Genomic DNA, 14,743 nt, shown 5'->3' on the forward strand with positions numbered 1-14,743 from the left:
GCCCTCACTGCGAGGGAGCATTCCACTACGAATCATGAGGTTACGCGACAATGACATCATCATCTAAATCCACTTTCAAGCAAAATTATCAAACCCATCTTAAACACCTTAAACTCAAAGGGCTCCAGCCCAAGACGATAGAGGCTTACGCCCGTGCCATTCGCCGCGTTGGCGCGTATTTCGACGAACGCATCGAGGACCTGTCCGAAGCGCAGTTGACCGATTATTTCACTGATTTGCTGGCGTCTCACTCCTGGAGTTCAGTCAAACTCGATCTGTACGGCCTCAAGTTCTATTATACCCATGTGTTGCGCAAACCCTGGGTGGCGCCCCATCTGATCAAGCCGCCCAAGGCGCAACGCTTGCCGGATATTGTCAGCGTGGATGAAGCCCAGCGTTTATTCCTGGCAACCCACACCCTCAGTTATCGGGTCTTCTTTTTCACCCTCTATAGTCTGGGTCTGCGTCTCGGTGAAGGCTTGCGATTGCAGGTGGGCGATATCGATGCCGAACGCCAGCGCGTGCATATTCGCGATGCGAAAGGCAACAAGGATCGCCTGGTGCCCCTGCCGGCGGCAACATTGGCCTTGCTGCGTCGCTTCTGGCAGGTTCACCGCAATCCGGTACTGCTGTTTCCCAATCGTCACGGTGGCTTAAAAGGAGCGCAGCATGCGACTACGCCGCTGGATCGCGGCGGCGTACAAACGACTCTGCGCCAGGTGGCCCAAGACTGCGGCCTAAAAAAAAGATTTCCCCACACAGTCTGCGGCATAGCTACGCCACCCATCTGATCGAAGCCGGTGTCGATCTGCTGGAAGTGCAGAAAATCCTCGGCCACCACAGTATCCTCACCACCGCCCGCTATACCCATCTGACTGACGGCACGAATCAGAATGCCAACCAGGTGATCAATGCCTTGATGAATGGCTTTGCCCTGGACTGGGGGAAGGTCAAATGATCCTGCTCTCCGCTATCATTCAAACCTTCGAAACCGAATTTCTGGCGGCGTATCAGAGCCGGCTTCTGCCCAGCCAGCGCCAAGCGCTGGCCGCCATGAAGCACTGCCGCACTTCGCAAAGTCCTGTGATGCTGGCGCAATGCGCTGACTGCGATAGCCAAAGTTTCGTGCCGCATTCCTGCGGCCATCGCAACTGTCCCCACTGCCAACAACACGAAAGTCAGCAATGGCTGGAGCGGCAACTGCAAAGGCAGGTGCCCGCCGCGTATTTTCTGTTGACCTTCACGCTGCCTAAAGAGCTCAGAGCGCTGGCCTGGCAGCAGCAACGCACGCTGTATGACCTGATGATTCGTTGTAGCTGGGAGACGGTCAAAACCTTTGCGCAAAACGACCGACAACTTCAGGGAAAAGCCGGCGCCATCACGGTGCTGCACACCCATTCCCGCCGCCTCGATTATCACCCGCATGTGCATCTGGTGATGCCGGCGGCGGCCATCGATGCGGACAAACGCCTGTGGCGCACCAAGCGCGGCAGCAAGAACCCAACCGGCTACCTGTTCAATCACAAGGCGCTCGCCAAAGTCTTTCGCGCCAAACTGCTCGAGGCGATGACACAAGAAGAACTGGCACTTCCGGGCCGTTACCCCGAAAAATGGGTCGTCGACGTCAAGTCGGTCGGCCGCGGCGACAAGGCGCTGGTTTATCTTGGGCGTTATCTTTATAAAGGCGTCATCCAGGAAAAGGACATTGTCGCCTGCCGGGACGGTCAGGTGACTTTTCGTTATCAGGACAGCAAAACCCGACAGATGCGCACCCGAACGCTGCCCGGCGCCCAATTCCTATGGCTGATCCTCCGTCATGTCTTGCCCAAGGGCTTCCGGCGCGCGCGCAATTTCGGCTTTTTGCACCCCAACAGCAAACGGCTGATTCAACTGCTGCAAGTCCTGCTCGGCGTGAATCCGAACCGGGCGCTGGCCTGGCTGAGAAAACGGCCACCTCTCAAGTGCCGGTGCTGCGGCGGTGACATGCGCATTATCAAAACACAGATGCCGCCGTCCTCCCTAAGGCTGGCAGTGCCAACAACAGGATAACGCAACCGGAAAGGAACAGATTATGTAAACCCATCAGTCATTCCGGCCCAGCCTGAATCGGCACTTTTGCGCCGAGGGTTATGCTCGGTCCAAATCCGGAGCATAATGCGTCGAAAATTGCCCATTTCCGGATTGTGGTGCCGTCCTGCCGATCCGTCCGGCTTGTTTTTGAACCTTACGCGTCAGACAAGCCATCGCCTCCCACAAACGCCAAAAAGATATTTTCTTATATTAAAGTCAGATCCGTGATTACCGGGCTTGTCCAACAACCGGTTCAGATTGTGGTTCGCTTCGCTCACACAATCTAACCTTATCCGTTAGGCTGAGACGTTCGTTATGTATGGCTACCAGCATCCCGCAAGGTTTCGAGCCTGTTTTTAAGAGAGCGAGATTTATCCTCGGAACCGCAATACATAACAAAGAAATCGGGGCTTTCTTCGTTATTCCCAACGTATTCGTACCAAGCGGTATCTAGGCGATTAAGGTCGCTACCGTAAAGATAACGCCGAAACTCAACGTATGCCCTTTTATGTTTGTGGAATACGCCTTCGATACGCTGCCCATTCCCGGCAGCTACGCCGAGAAGCGCTCCGTGCAAGGTATGGCCTTGCAAGCCGTCAATCGCGTTAGGGTCTATGGCAGATCGAAAAGGAACTGCGGCCTGGGCGATTCTGTTACGCTTGTTAGCGTATAGATTGCCACATACGGTTATCAGGGCGGCAAGAATACTGAATAGCCATGTTGGTATAGATCCTACACTTTCAAATAACCACGATATTACAGGAGGCAACGATGACTGATCCATACGAGATGTTCCACAGATTTATTTTATGGTTCGTTATTAACAACGGTTTTTTAAGTTGGTTGGGTAGAAGACGTGTTGATTTCGACCCTAACGTGAAGCTGAGGGGCGCGGCGCGCAAAACGTGGAAGAGAAAACCACGTCGTTCACCGCGTCCCTCTCGAGCGCAGGGTTAGGCGTTACGACGTACATTTGCTTCCTCCATAGCCAACCTTTTAGCTAGTGAATAAATTTTGGTACGCAATATCTCAAACTTTTCATTGGCAGAAGCAACATCAGAATCTTTAATTTTGTGCCCGTTTGTCGGGTGAATTACTAAATCATTTATGCTGCCCATGCCGCCATATGCAGTGAGTAAATGCTCCACACCATATAGGTCTAGGTTTCTAATTAAGCGCGCGTCCTTTTCCAACCAGCTACTCCAGTGTTTTTCGCCGTATTGAGCTAATAATGATTGAGCTGCCTCCAGTAACGCCACCAATTTTTGAATGTCTGGATGCATAGAACGCCTAACTACAATTAGGCATCCTAACAGACGTAAAAAATTGCGTCATAAGGCTGCCTAAATATTTGTAAAATCATAAAATTGTTTTATATTCATTGATGTGTGCGAAATTATCACATCCTAAATAAAATGCAATCCCCGTCAGCAAATTTTTCTGGTAAGCCGCCCAAGTTGCTCGATCAGGTCAGGGACAAAATTCGCCTGAAGCATTACAGCATCCGCACCGAGCAGGCTTATACGGACTGGATCAAGCGCTTCATTCTGTATTTCGGCAAGAAACATCCCCGCGAGATGGGCGCGCCCGAGGTCGAGCGGTTTTTGACACATTTGGCGGTCAACGGTCAAGTGGCGGCTTCTACGCAAAATCAGGCGCGTTGCGCCTTGCTGTTTCTCTACAAGGAAGTGCTCGGCGTGGAACTGCCGTGGCTGGACAATGTGGGGCAGGCGAAGGCGCCCAAACGTTTGCCGGTGGTGTTGAATCGGGATGAAATGCAGGCAATTTTGTCGCGGCTGACTGGGACGCATTGGCTGATCGCCAGCCTTTTATATGGCACTGGCATGCGGATCATGGAATGCTTGCGACTCAGGGTGCAGGACGTGGATATGAAACGGAAGGAGATTTTGATACGCGACGGCAAGGGCGCGAAAGACAGGGTGACGATGCTGCCGATTGCTTTGGTTCAGCCGTTGCAGGCGCATTTGACCAATGTGCGCGAATTGCACGAGAGCGATTTGGCGGCGGGTTATGGCGCTGTGTATTTGCCGCATGCGCTGGAGCGGAAATATCCGAACGCGGCGAGGGAATGGTGTTGGCAGTATGTATTTCCTGCTGGTAAATTATCGACCGATCCCAGGAGCGGAGCAGTCCGCCGTCATCATGTGCAGGAACAGGCGATTCAGCGCGCGGTGAAGCAGGCGGTGCGAGCCGCGGATTTGACCAAGGCGGCGACGCCGCATACCTTCCGGCATTCCTTTGCGACACATTTGCTGGAGGGCGGCTACGACATCCGCACGGTGCAGGAGTTGCTAGGCCATGCGGATGTGTCGACGACGATGATCTATACGCATGTGCTCAACAAGGGCGGCAGAGGCGTGAAGAGTCCGCTCGATAATCTGTAAATCAGAACAACTCCATAGCCAACATCAACGCATCTTCCCGCCCTTCCGCGGCAGGGTAATAACCCTTGCGGATGCCGATCTCATTGAAACCGATTTTTTTGTACAGCCCGAGCGCAATGGTATTGCTCGGCCGCACTTCCAGAAAAATCGTCTCGGCCCTGTCTCTGGCCAGTTCGATCAGGAATTCGAGCATCTTGCGGCCGATGCCTTGTTTCTGCGCGTTCGGATCGACGCTGATATTCAAGACGTGCGCCTCGCCGGGGCCGTACGAGAGAATGCAGTAGCCCAGCACCTTGTCCATTTCTTCGCAGACATGGCACTCGTAGTCTGCCTTGAAGCAGTCGATGAAGATATCCTCGCCCCAGGGAAACTCGTAATTTTGCGTTTCGATCGCGAGCACGCTGGGCAGATCGCCATGCGTCATCGTGCGCATTCTAAGCAGGTCGATGCGCGGGACCGAGTCCGGAAACACTTTCGCATAGAATTCCTTATCGGCGTCATAAACGACATAGTTTTTGATTTTGTCCAGGAGTCCGCGCATGGTTAACCTTTATTCTTGTTATTTTGATAGGTGTTGAGTGCCAGTTGTAAATCGAGCCAGGCTTTTTTCTTTTCGAGCATCGAGCGTAACAAATAGGAAGGGTGATAGACTACAACAAGCGGCGTCTGATTTAAAGTGTGAACCTTGCCGCGCAGTTTGGAGACCGGCGCATCGGTGCCCAAGAGAGTTTGCGCGGCGATGCGTCCGACCGCCAGAATGATTTTCGGCTGAATCAGCGCGATCTGGCGTTCCAGATAGGGGCGGCAATTTTCCGCCTCTTCGGGCTGCGGGTCCCGGTTGCCGGGTGGCCGGCATTTCAGGATATTCGCAATATAGACTTCATCGCGGCTGAGACAGATCGCGCGCAACATTTCGGTTAAGAGTTGTCCGGCCGGGCCGACGAAGGGCGCGCCCTGTAAGTCTTCCTGCTGGCCGGGGGCTTCGCCGATCAGCATCCAGTCGGCATGTGGGTTGCCGCTGCCGAAGACGGTTTGGGTGCGGGTCTTGCAGAGGTCGCATTGGGTGCAGGCGGCGACGGTGGCTTGCAGTGTGCCCCAGTCGAGTTGATCGACGGCGGAGGGGCTTGCGGCCTCGCTGTGCATTGCGGGGTTGGCTGGGGTGGGGGAGTCGTCTTCGCGATAGGATTCGCTATCGCGTGTTTCTGCGTCGATTGATGTCAGGTGAGATAGCTCTGCACCGCTGCTGAATTCATCGCCACGCACCGCTGGCGCGGTGCTGACCGCATTCCCACGCAGCGCGTGGGAATGCGTGTCGAGGGAATTGTTTTCGTGGGCTAGACCGAGCGGCTCTGACGCCGTAGGGTCGCCTGCCGTGGGCGTGGATACGCCTGGCGATTTGGGGCGCCATACGGTGATGCCCATCGCTTCGAGATAAAGCAGGCGGGTGGCGTTATCCACGATCAGGCGCCGTCAATCGAAGGCAAGGGCAGGGCGGATTGCCCCGCGCCTTGCCCGTAATGAAGGGTGTCGCGGTTAGACATTTCCTTTTTGCGGATGCTGGCGCAGGTCGCCGGTCTGCAATTTGTTTACCGCATTCACATAAGCCTTCGCGGAAGCGATCACGATGTCGGTGTCGGCGCCCATGCCGTTCACGATGCGGCCGGCTTTTTCGAGACGCACGGTCACTTCGCCCTGCGAGTCGGTGCCGGTCGTGATGCTGTTGACCGAATACAACTCCAGGCTGGATTTCGATTGCACCAGGTCTTCGATCGCCTTCAGACTGGCGTCGACCGCGCCGCCGCCGGTCGCTTCGCCGGTCACTTCCTGATTGTCGATGCGCAGGGTCACCTTCGCGACCGGCACTTCGCCGGTTTCGGAGCAGACTTTCAGCGCAATCAGCTTGATGAATTCGTCTTCGGCTTCGAAGCTCGCCTCGGAGACCAGGGCCTGCAAATCTTCGTCGAAAATGTCGTGCTTCTTGTCGGCCAGTTGCTTGAAGCGCATGAACACATCATTCAGCTCTTCTTCCGATTCGAACACCAGCCCCAATTCGGTCATCCGGCTCTTGAAGGCGTTGCGGCCCGAATGCTTGCCGAGCACCATCCGGTTCGCGCTCCAGCCGACGTCCTCGGCACGCATGATTTCGTAGGTTTCGCGGCTCTTCAGCACGCCGTCCTGATGGATGCCGGCTTCATGCGCGAACGCGTTCGCGCCGACGATCGCCTTGTTCGGCTGCACCGGGAAGCCGGTAATCGATGACACCAGTTTCGAACAGGTCAAAATTTCGCGGGTGTCGATGCCGGTATCGCAGGTGAAGACGTCCTGGCGCGTGCGTACCGCCATCACGACTTCTTCGAGCGAGGCGTTGCCGGCGCGTTCGCCGAGACCGTTGATCGTGCACTCGATCTGGCGGGCGCCGTTCATGACCGCCGATAAGGAGTTCGCGACCGCGAGGCCCAGATCGTTATGGCAATGCACCGAGAAGACGGCTTTATCGGAATTCGGGATGCGCTGGATCAGATTCGCGATCGTCGTGCCGAATTGCTGCGGGATCGAGTAACCGACCGTATCCGGAATATTCAGCGTGCGGGCGCCTGCATCGATCACCGCTTCGAGAATCCGGCACAAAAAGTCTTCTTCCGAACGGCCCGCATCTTCGGGCGAAAATTCGACATCGTCGGTATATTGGCGGGCGCGTTTGACCGCGCGCACCGCGTATTCGATCACCTGTTCCGGCGTCATCTGCAATTTCATTTGCATATGAATCGGCGAGGTCGCGATGAAGGTATGGATACGGGCGCGGCTTGCGCCTTTCAACGCTTCGCCGGCGCGGTCGATGTCCTTGTCCAAGGCGCGCGCCAAGCCGCAAACGGTGCTGTCCTTGATCACATTCGCAACCGCCTGCACCGATTCGAAATCGCCGGGGCTGGCGGCCGGGAAGCCGGCTTCGATCACATCGACTCTGAGGCGCTCCAGCGCCCGGCCGATGCGGATTTTTTCTTCGCGGGTCATCGAGGCGCCGGGGCTCTGCTCGCCGTCGCGCATCGTCGTATCAAAAATGATTAATTTGTCTTTCATAAAAAATTCCCTGCATGGAGAACCATCCACGCGTGCCTTGCCGAGGATTTAAAAAATGGGTGTATAAAGCGATTCTGTGAGAGTTGAGTTATGTGCCCCTTAGGGCAGTAGTCTCAGCAGCAGAGAAAGTGCAGGCAACAGCAAGGAAGCGGCCCCGCGAGCGGCCGGTGCAGAGTCATGAATGAAGGTGTATGGTGTGGACATAATGCGACTATACGCTAATGAATGGGCAGCCTCAAGCGGATTTTTCTGATTTTCTTGCGTGCAGCCGGCGGCGTTTCAGCAACACCAGCGTCAGAACCGGACCGGATGCCGCATAGATCAGCGACAAAAAGAACAGCATCGATTGCGGTTGTGTCATCACGAAGCCAATGATCAGCATCGCGACGATCGCAACCACGAACGGCACCTTGCCTTTCCAGTCGATGCCCTTGAAGCTGAGATAGCGGAAATTGCTGACCATCAAGAGGCCGGTCGCGGTGGTCAAAATCAGCGCGGGATATTTCAGATAGTCCACATCGTATTGGTATTCGAGCGCAAACCAGATGAAGCCGGCCAGAATCGCGGCGGCGGCAGGGCTCGCCAAGCCTTGGAAATAGCGCTTGTCGGCGGTTTCGACCTGGGTGTTGAAGCGCGCCAGGCGCAGGGCGCCGCCGGCCGTGTGTACGAAGGCCGCGAACAGGCCCAATTTGCCGAGGCCGGAAAACGCCCACAGATACATCACCAACGCCGGCGCGACACCGAATGACACCATGTCAGACAGGCTGTCGTACTGCACGCCGAATTCGCTTTGCGTATTGGTCAGGCGCGCGACGCGGCCGTCGAGCCCGTCCAGCACCATCGCGATGAAGATAGCGATCACCGCGGTTTCGAAGTGTCCGTTCATCGCGGAAGTGATCGCGTAAAAACCCGAAAACAGCGCTCCCGTCGTAAACAAGTTGGGTAACAAATAGATACCGCGGCGGCGTATGGAAGGTTTTTCGACAGTCATTGTTGGATTGATACTTTAAATGTTGGCAATAAAAATTTGGCTTAGGGTTTCCACGCTCTGCGTCCCGAACCGCCGGGCGGTTCGGTTTGCATTCCCGGCGCAAAGCATGGGAACGCTGTAAATCTTAAACTCCGTAATTATACAATGAGCGGACAAGCCGTACCTAGCTTAATGGGGTTCTTTCTTTTGCAGCGTCGTGCCGGCGGGCTTGAAGGTGTGCAGATCGACCGTTGATTCGCCCTGATCGGTCGCGCAGCCCCAGGATAACGCCTCGTCCTGGTTGTAGCGCTTGCCGAGCCGCCAGGCGATCTCGGCGCGGGCCAGTTCGACGCCGAGGTAGAAGGCATGGCCGCCGTCGGTTTCGACGCCGAGTTTCGGAAACAGGTCGAACGGATCGGCGGCGCTGTAGAGGCCGTCCCGGTTGAAAATATGCACGCCTTCGGGGCTGATCTGAACCCGGTAGCTCGGGTCCTTGATTTCGCCGGCCAGTTCGCTGATCTCGGCGAAAGAATAGGGGAAAGGAGAGGTTTCGTGCAGCGCCATCAGGCCCGGATCGATATGCTTCGGCAGGGTGTTGTGCTCCTTGGCCGCGTGCATGATGCGCCGGGCCAGGTCGGCTTCCTTGATCGCGCGGCAGGCGTGTTTGCTGACTTCGGTGGCCAAGATGTGGTTGATGTTCAGTTCCGAGCAGATGCCGAGCAGCAGCGTGTTCATCCCCACAGTGTCCGCATGCGTCAGTTCGGTGATATTGCCGACGCCCATCATGATCTCGATGTCGGGATGGCGCTTCCTGACTTCGTGATAGCGCACGATCGATTCGGTGAAGCCGAAATGCAGCGGGTCGAGGATCGGATCGACGATGAAGGCGCGGTTTTTGGCCTGCAGCGCCGCGATGCTGCGGTCGAGCGAGGCGAGGTCTTCATGTGTTTCCGGGATCAGGATCGGCGTCGCCTCGACCTCATCCGCAATCCACAGGGTGCTTTCGTGCAGGCTGAGCATGAAATCGGCGCCGGCCTTTGCGCCTTTGAGCAGGTCGTCCGCATTCAACGAGTCGATGCTGACCTTGAAGCCTTCCTGCTTCAGCGTGCGGATCATCTCTTCCATTAGCGGGAACGGCGTGCTCGGCAGGCAGCCGATGTCGATCACATCGGCGCCGTTTCTTTGGTAATAGCGCGCGCGCTCGACCGCCGCCTCGATGCTTAGATTCGGCGCATCGACGATCTCGGCAAAGATCTTGACCTGATACTGGCTCAGATCGGGCTTGTGCGCGGCCTGGCCGAAAAACTGCGGCAAATCCTTCAGTTCGTCGGGGCCGCGTTCGATCGGCAGGCCCTTGTCCTCGGACAGCTTGTCGAGGTCGCCCCGGCAGCGGCCCGGCACGATGATGCGGTCGGCGCCGAAGGTGTCGGTCAGCCGGCGTCCGATCATGTCCGCGGTCATGAGGGCTGCGACCTTAATGCCGAGCTGATGCACCGTATAGCGGAACTTCGGCTGCATCTTTTCGAGGATCGCCCGCAGCTGTTTTTCCGCCAGCTTGCCGGTCAGAAACAGAATGTGTTCGCTCATCCGACCGCCTTTAAGCGCTCTTTGACCTTCACGATCAAGTCTTCGACCGTGTCGACGACGGTCGTGTATTCGAATTCGCGCAGTTTTTCGGTGCCTTCGAGATCGATTCTGCGCGGATACACCATCACCATGCCGCCCGGCGCGGTCGTTTCCATTTCCGGCGCGGTATCGCAGGCGAAGACGATGCTTTGCACCTTGCATTTGCCGGCCTGCGCATACAGATTGGTGACCAGCGAGTCGGCGATGCCGAGCACGCATTTGGCGACCGTGTTCGAGGTGGCCGGGGCCATCACGAAGGTATGGTAGTAGCCCTTGTAGAACAGGCCGACCGGCGGCGACGAGGCGGCCTTGTCGCGGTAAACCGGCATCTTCTCGCGGATTTCTTTCAGGTCATAGCCGTACATTCTAAGCACCTCTTCGCCGGCCTGGCTGATGTATAAATCGACATGATCGAGGGTCAACAAAAAATCCAGACACTCTTTGATATAGTGGCCGGAGCCGGTAATGGCCCAGGCTAAGCGCGGTTTATCCATCAATTATTTGTTTGGGGTGGAGTAGGTCCCGGTATTATACTCGAAGCTTTGACCGCAGTTTGTACAGAGGAGTTTGGATTTTGTTTAGAGCTTTCGAGAAACCGCTGATCATGGGAATATTGAACGTGACGCCGGACAGTTTTTCCGACGGCGGAAAATATAGCACGGTGAAGGCGGCGGTGACCCAGGCCGAGAAGATGCTGGCCGACGGCGCCGACATCATCGACATCGGCGGCGAGTCGACGCGTCCGGGTTCGGAGCCGGTGCCGGCTTTGGAGCAAATCCGCCGGGTCGTGCCGGTGATCGAGGCGATCAAAGGCTTGTCATCCAGCCTCTTGGTCAGCATTGATACAACCCTGGCCGAAGTCGCCGAAGCCGCCATAGGAGCGGGCGCCGATCTAATCAATGACGTTTCGGGCGGCACCGGGGATGCAAAGATGCTGACGCTGGCCGCGCGTCTGGACGTGCCGATCGTGCTGATGCACAACCAGGGCACGCCGAAAACGATGCAGGACAATCCGTATTATGACGATGTGGTCGGCGAGGTCGTAGCGGTTTTGCGGGAGCGCGTCGAGGCGGCTTTAGCGGCGGGCATCAAAAAAGAAAGGATCATCATCGACCCGGGCATCGGCTTCGGCAAGCGCAGACAGGATAATATCGATTTGCTCGCGCATCTCGATGCCTTTGCCGGCCTCGGATTTCCGGTGCTGCTGGGCACCAGCCGCAAGCGTTTCATGGGCTCGTTGTGCCATGTCGAAGAGCCGGCCGAACTAGTCACTGCAACCGCAGTCACGACCGCGCTCGGCGTGATGGCCGGCGTCAAACTGTTTCGCGTGCACGATGTGAAGGAAAACCGGCAGGCGGCCGATGTCGCCTGGGCAATCCGGCAGAGCCGAAAATCAGCCGATTGATGAGACATAAAAAATGGCTTCGGAAAGATGTTTCGCTCAATTCGAGCTGTGCAAATCTCATTCCTTAATTCTTAGTTATCTTGTAATATCTTTAAATTTTATATAGTGGGCGATTTGTTGTTAATAGATTGGCAAATAATAACTTCTCTGATAACTCCCTTGCTCTGAATGTGGATTATCAAGTTGCATTTTAGGGAGTTATTTTTAGTCATATCCTTAAGTAATTATTAGGGTTATGATAAATTGATGGTAAGGATGTCTTGAGGCTTGTTTTATGTTGGTGCTGTGGTATTCTTTTCGACTAGGAGGGAGCTTAAGCTGACATGGATTTCTTAAATTTTTAGCGCTCGAAATCTCTGTATACGTCAATTTTTAAAATTATGCCGTAAGCAATTTAATTATATGTTATCGGGTTATATAATTATTGATATTAAAATTAATGACTTAGGCGATAGTTCAATGTTTAGTCGTGCATAGAGGCGCAAAATACACCTGACTAATTTGGATGCCAATATGAAAAAAAATAAATTCCCAATGATACCCCAGGCGAGCCACCATGCAATTCATTCATTAGCCTTAATCAGCTCATTGGCTGCGTTAACTTTAGCACCGGCTGCATTCGCCGATGTGACATTGCTAGGCGATAGTTTTGTATCTTTATCGTCGCCGACAAAAAATTTTGGTAAACAAACTACGATTCATGTAGTCCAGTCCATGCGGGAGGGTTATCTGAAATTTGACTTAAATGCATCATCTTCAGTCCCAGGCACTATTACACATGCCACATTAAGAGTCTATGTATCTCAAAAGAAAGGGTTAGGCGGGAATTTAAATATCCACGAGACAACGGCGGATTGGAATGAACTTCAAATTACCGCTTCTGCCGCCCCTGTTGTTGGAGATGTTATCGGATCGGCCAACTCTACTTCGAACAATTGGGTAGAATTTGACGTAACCAATTATGTTTCGGAGGCACTAGCTGCCAATTCTAAGGCTATTGGATTTGCTTTGCGCGGTAGTAATGGTTTGAACATTAAAATCGATAGTAAAGAAAACAAAACCACCGGGCATGAACCGACATTGGACATCGTATGGGGGGGGACTGTAGGAGCCGCCGGACAAGTGGGCGCTACAGGGGCCGCAGGGCCAATCGGACCTACAGGAGCCGTTGGACCAATCGGGCCAATTGGACCTATAGGAGCCACCGGACCAATCGGACCAATCGGACCAATCGGACCAATCGGACCAATCGGACCAATCGGACCTACCGGCGCCGTCGGGCCAGTCGGTGCTACCGGAGCTGCAGGACTGATAGGTTGGGAGCGGGTTGTGGGGGCTTCATCGCCTGATAATGAGAGTGATAAATCGGTTACTGCGTCTTGTCCGGAAGGAAAACAGATTGTTAGCGGAGGGTATGCGACATTAAACGTGAGTGATGTTGCGAAGATTATCATCACATCAAGCTATCCAAGTAGCGACACTACCTGGATCGCCAGTGGAAAGCTTAGAACACAAGATAATATGGTTGATGAGAGTTTTTCTTTGCAAGCCTATGCTATTTGTGCAGATCAATAATAAAGAACTGAGCAAGGCATGCCCTGAATATATAAATACTGCCCGGAGCGTCCGCCCCTTTAGGCTGGAAAAACACAAGCCGGCGGATGTCCTGCTGCGCACCGTCAACGAAAAGTGAACATCGATGCCGACATCAAGTCGGAGAAGGGGCAACTTGGCCATCACGGCCGCTAACACAGTCGACATCGAACAACTCGATCCGCAAGGAAGATACGATTTTTTTACAATGAGCAAAAAAGACAAAACCGCCTTTGTGTGCGCGGAATGCGGTGCCGATTATCCGCGCTGGAACGGCCAATGCACCAGTTGCGGCGCGTGGAATACGATCAAGGAGGTGCGCCTGGGGGCGGCTTCTGCCGGCCGCATTCAGCGCCGGGACGGCTATGCGGGCGGCAAATCCGAGGTCCAACTGTTATCCGATGTCGCGCTGGTGCGCGAGGAAAGAATCCAGACCGGCATGGCGGAGTTCGATCGCGTGCTCGGCGGCGGCCTGGTCAAAGGCAGCGTGGTGCTGATCGGCGGCGCGCCGGGCGCCGGCAAAAGCACGATTCTGCTGCAGATCATTGCGCATATCGCGCAGCAGGGCGTCGATGTGCTGTACGTTTCCGGCGAGGAATCGCTGCGCCAAATTGCCGACCGGGCGCGCCGGCTGAAGCTGCCTTCGGACAAAATTCTGATGCTGGCCGAAACGTCGGTTCAGCGCATTGCCGATGTGATGGATGAGGTCAAGCCGCAAGTCGCGGTGATCGATTCGATCCAGGTCGTTTATAGCGAACAGTCCGAATCGGCGCCCGGTTCGGTGTCCCAGGTCAGGGAGTCGGCCAGCTATCTGACCCAGTATGCGAAAAAAAATAACGTCGCGCTGTTTTTGGTCGGCCATGTGACCAAGGATCAGTCTTTGGCAGGCCCGATGACCCTGAGTCATATCGTCGATAGTCAGGTGATTTTGGCGGCGACCGATGATGCCCGCTTTCGCGTGCTCAGGGCCGATAAAAACCGCTTCGGCAGCGTCGGCGAACTTGGGTTTTTTGCAATGGACAGCGCGGGTCTGAAGGAAGTCAAAAATCCGTCCGCGATGTTTTTGAACCGGCCTGACAAGCCGTCTTCGGGCAGCGTGGTGACGGTGCTGTGGGAAGGCACGAGGCCCTTGCTGGTCGAAATTCAGGCCTTGGTGACCGAATGCCAATACGGCAATCCGAGACGGCTGGCGGTCGGCTTCGATCAAAACCGGCTCGCGATGCTGCTTGCGGTGTTGTCGCGGCATGGCGGCATTTTTACCGCGAACGACGAGATTTACGCGAACGTGGTCGGCGGTATCAAGGTGACCGAAACCAGTTCGGATCTGGCGATCATCATCGGCATCGTATCGAGTTTACGGGATCGAATTGTCCCGCATGACGCGTTTTTTTTCGGGGAGTTGGGCTTGAGCGGCGAAATCAGGCCGGTGGCGAATGGTTACGCCCGGCTGAACGATGCGGCCAAGCATGGCTTTAAAAAGGCGGTGATACCGAAAGCGAATGCGCCCAAGAAAGCGATCGACGGCTTGACCGTGTATCCGGTCGCGACGCTGGCGGATGCGCTGGATATTCTGGCCGATTTGTAAGCCGCGCTTCT

Annotated in this window: 13 protein-coding genes and 1 pseudogene; 6 read left to right on the forward strand and 8 right to left on the reverse strand. The window is 55.1% G+C overall.

Annotated features, from left to right (window positions below; translation table 11 throughout):
* Positions 1 to 50 precede the first annotated feature (50 nt).
* Both METLA_RS0100575 and METLA_RS0100585 read left to right on the forward strand, forming a co-directional pair.
* Positions 51 to 958: pseudogene (locus tag METLA_RS0100575) on the forward strand (tyrosine-type recombinase/integrase).
* Positions 955 to 2,049 carry an IS91 family transposase gene (locus METLA_RS0100585; RefSeq protein ID WP_024296696.1) on the forward strand — a complete coding sequence of 365 codons (1,095 nt, stop codon included), beginning with the start codon at positions 955 to 957 and terminating at the stop codon, positions 2,047 to 2,049. The pseudogene METLA_RS0100575 and the gene METLA_RS0100585 overlap by 4 nt, the downstream one beginning before the upstream one ends.
* Before the next feature lie 334 nt (positions 2,050 to 2,383).
* Here the strand turns inward: METLA_RS0100585 and METLA_RS0100590 are convergent, their stop codons facing one another.
* Complete coding sequence (locus METLA_RS0100590; protein ID WP_024296697.1) at positions 2,384 to 2,854, reverse strand: hypothetical protein; 471 nt, start codon at positions 2,852 to 2,854, stop codon at positions 2,384 to 2,386.
* Between the two features lie 169 nt (positions 2,855 to 3,023).
* On the reverse strand, positions 3,024 to 3,353 hold the full coding sequence (locus METLA_RS21210) for a DUF6966 domain-containing protein (RefSeq protein WP_024296698.1): 330 nt from the start codon (positions 3,351 to 3,353) through the stop codon (positions 3,024 to 3,026).
* 132 nt (positions 3,354 to 3,485) lie between these two features.
* Here METLA_RS21210 and METLA_RS0100600 point away from each other — a divergent pair, with 132 nt between their 5' ends.
* A complete protein-coding gene (locus METLA_RS0100600) occupies positions 3,486 to 4,475 on the forward strand; it encodes an integron integrase (protein WP_024296699.1) in 990 nt (329 codons plus the stop codon).
* 1 nt (position 4,476) lies between these two features.
* Here the strand turns inward: METLA_RS0100600 and rimI are convergent, their stop codons facing one another.
* The 6 genes from rimI to METLA_RS0100630 all read right to left on the reverse strand — a co-directional run bounded on the left by rimI (position 4,477) and on the right by METLA_RS0100630 (position 10,643).
* On the reverse strand, positions 4,477 to 5,016 hold the full coding sequence (gene rimI, locus METLA_RS0100605) for a ribosomal protein S18-alanine N-acetyltransferase (protein ID WP_024296700.1): 540 nt from the start codon (positions 5,014 to 5,016) through the stop codon (positions 4,477 to 4,479).
* A 2-nt stretch (positions 5,017 to 5,018) separates the two neighbouring features.
* Complete coding sequence (locus METLA_RS0100610) at positions 5,019 to 5,933, reverse strand: uracil-DNA glycosylase family protein (protein WP_024296701.1); 915 nt, start codon at positions 5,931 to 5,933, stop codon at positions 5,019 to 5,021.
* 75 nt (positions 5,934 to 6,008) lie between these two features.
* Positions 6,009 to 7,553: a 2-isopropylmalate synthase gene (locus METLA_RS0100615; protein WP_024296702.1), complete on the reverse strand. Its 1,545-nt coding sequence runs from the start codon at positions 7,551 to 7,553 to the stop codon at positions 6,009 to 6,011.
* 235 nt (positions 7,554 to 7,788) lie between these two features.
* Positions 7,789 to 8,544, reverse strand: a complete 756-nt coding sequence (gene pssA / locus METLA_RS0100620; protein WP_024296703.1) for a CDP-diacylglycerol--serine O-phosphatidyltransferase — start codon at positions 8,542 to 8,544, stop codon at positions 7,789 to 7,791.
* Between the two features lie 168 nt (positions 8,545 to 8,712).
* Positions 8,713 to 10,110, reverse strand: a complete 1,398-nt coding sequence (locus METLA_RS0100625; protein ID WP_024296704.1) for a DUF6513 domain-containing protein — start codon at positions 10,108 to 10,110, stop codon at positions 8,713 to 8,715.
* A complete protein-coding gene (locus tag METLA_RS0100630) occupies positions 10,107 to 10,643 on the reverse strand; it encodes a flavoprotein (RefSeq protein ID WP_024296705.1) in 537 nt (178 codons plus the stop codon). Before METLA_RS0100630 ends, METLA_RS0100625 begins: the two co-directional genes overlap by 4 nt.
* An 80-nt stretch (positions 10,644 to 10,723) precedes the next feature.
* On the opposite strand from METLA_RS0100630, the gene folP reads away from it, so the two are divergent.
* The 3 genes from folP (at position 10,724) to radA (ending at position 14,732) form a co-directional block, all read left to right on the forward strand.
* Complete coding sequence (gene folP, locus METLA_RS0100635) at positions 10,724 to 11,554, forward strand: dihydropteroate synthase (protein ID WP_024296706.1); 831 nt, start codon at positions 10,724 to 10,726, stop codon at positions 11,552 to 11,554.
* A gap of 513 nt (positions 11,555 to 12,067) precedes the next feature.
* Positions 12,068 to 13,129 carry a CBM96 family carbohydrate-binding protein gene (locus METLA_RS23030; RefSeq protein ID WP_152539339.1) on the forward strand — a complete coding sequence of 354 codons (1,062 nt, stop codon included), beginning with the start codon at positions 12,068 to 12,070 and terminating at the stop codon, positions 13,127 to 13,129.
* 226 nt (positions 13,130 to 13,355) lie between these two features.
* The gene (radA, locus tag METLA_RS0100645; protein ID WP_024296707.1) at positions 13,356 to 14,732 is read left to right on the forward strand and encodes a DNA repair protein RadA; all 1,377 of its coding nucleotides are present in this window, start codon (positions 13,356 to 13,358) and stop codon (positions 14,730 to 14,732) included.
* Positions 14,733 to 14,743 lie beyond the last annotated feature (11 nt).

Origin of the sequence: Methylomicrobium lacus LW14 (assembly GCF_000527095.1) — a bacterium.
In the GTDB taxonomy this organism is placed as follows: domain Bacteria; phylum Pseudomonadota; class Gammaproteobacteria; order Methylococcales; family Methylomonadaceae; genus Methylomicrobium; species Methylomicrobium lacus.

What these genes read in the sequence shown, in the direction of transcription:
- METLA_RS0100630 (WP_024296705.1), bottom strand. Translation starts at nt 10,643, where the DNA reads ATGGATAAACCGCGCTTAGCCTGGGCCATTACCGGCTCCGGCCACTAT.
- METLA_RS0100615 (WP_024296702.1), bottom strand. Translation starts at nt 7,553, where the DNA reads ATGAAAGACAAATTAATCATTTTTGATACGACGATGCGCGACGGCGAG.
- METLA_RS0100625 (WP_024296704.1), bottom strand. Translation starts at nt 10,110, where the DNA reads ATGAGCGAACACATTCTGTTTCTGACCGGCAAGCTGGCGGAAAAACAG.
- rimI (WP_024296700.1), bottom strand. Translation starts at nt 5,016, where the DNA reads ATGCGCGGACTCCTGGACAAAATCAAAAACTATGTCGTTTATGACGCC.
- pssA (WP_024296703.1), bottom strand. Translation starts at nt 8,544, where the DNA reads ATGACTGTCGAAAAACCTTCCATACGCCGCCGCGGTATCTATTTGTTA.
- METLA_RS23030 (WP_152539339.1), top strand. Translation starts at nt 12,068, where the DNA reads ATGAAAAAAAATAAATTCCCAATGATACCCCAGGCGAGCCACCATGCA.
- METLA_RS21210 (WP_024296698.1), bottom strand. Translation starts at nt 3,353, where the DNA reads ATGCATCCAGACATTCAAAAATTGGTGGCGTTACTGGAGGCAGCTCAA.
- METLA_RS0100585 (WP_024296696.1), top strand. Translation starts at nt 955, where the DNA reads ATGATCCTGCTCTCCGCTATCATTCAAACCTTCGAAACCGAATTTCTG.
- radA (WP_024296707.1), top strand. Translation starts at nt 13,356, where the DNA reads ATGAGCAAAAAAGACAAAACCGCCTTTGTGTGCGCGGAATGCGGTGCC.
- METLA_RS0100600 (WP_024296699.1), top strand. Translation starts at nt 3,486, where the DNA reads ATGCAATCCCCGTCAGCAAATTTTTCTGGTAAGCCGCCCAAGTTGCTC.
- METLA_RS0100590 (WP_024296697.1), bottom strand. Translation starts at nt 2,854, where the DNA reads ATGGATCAGTCATCGTTGCCTCCTGTAATATCGTGGTTATTTGAAAGT.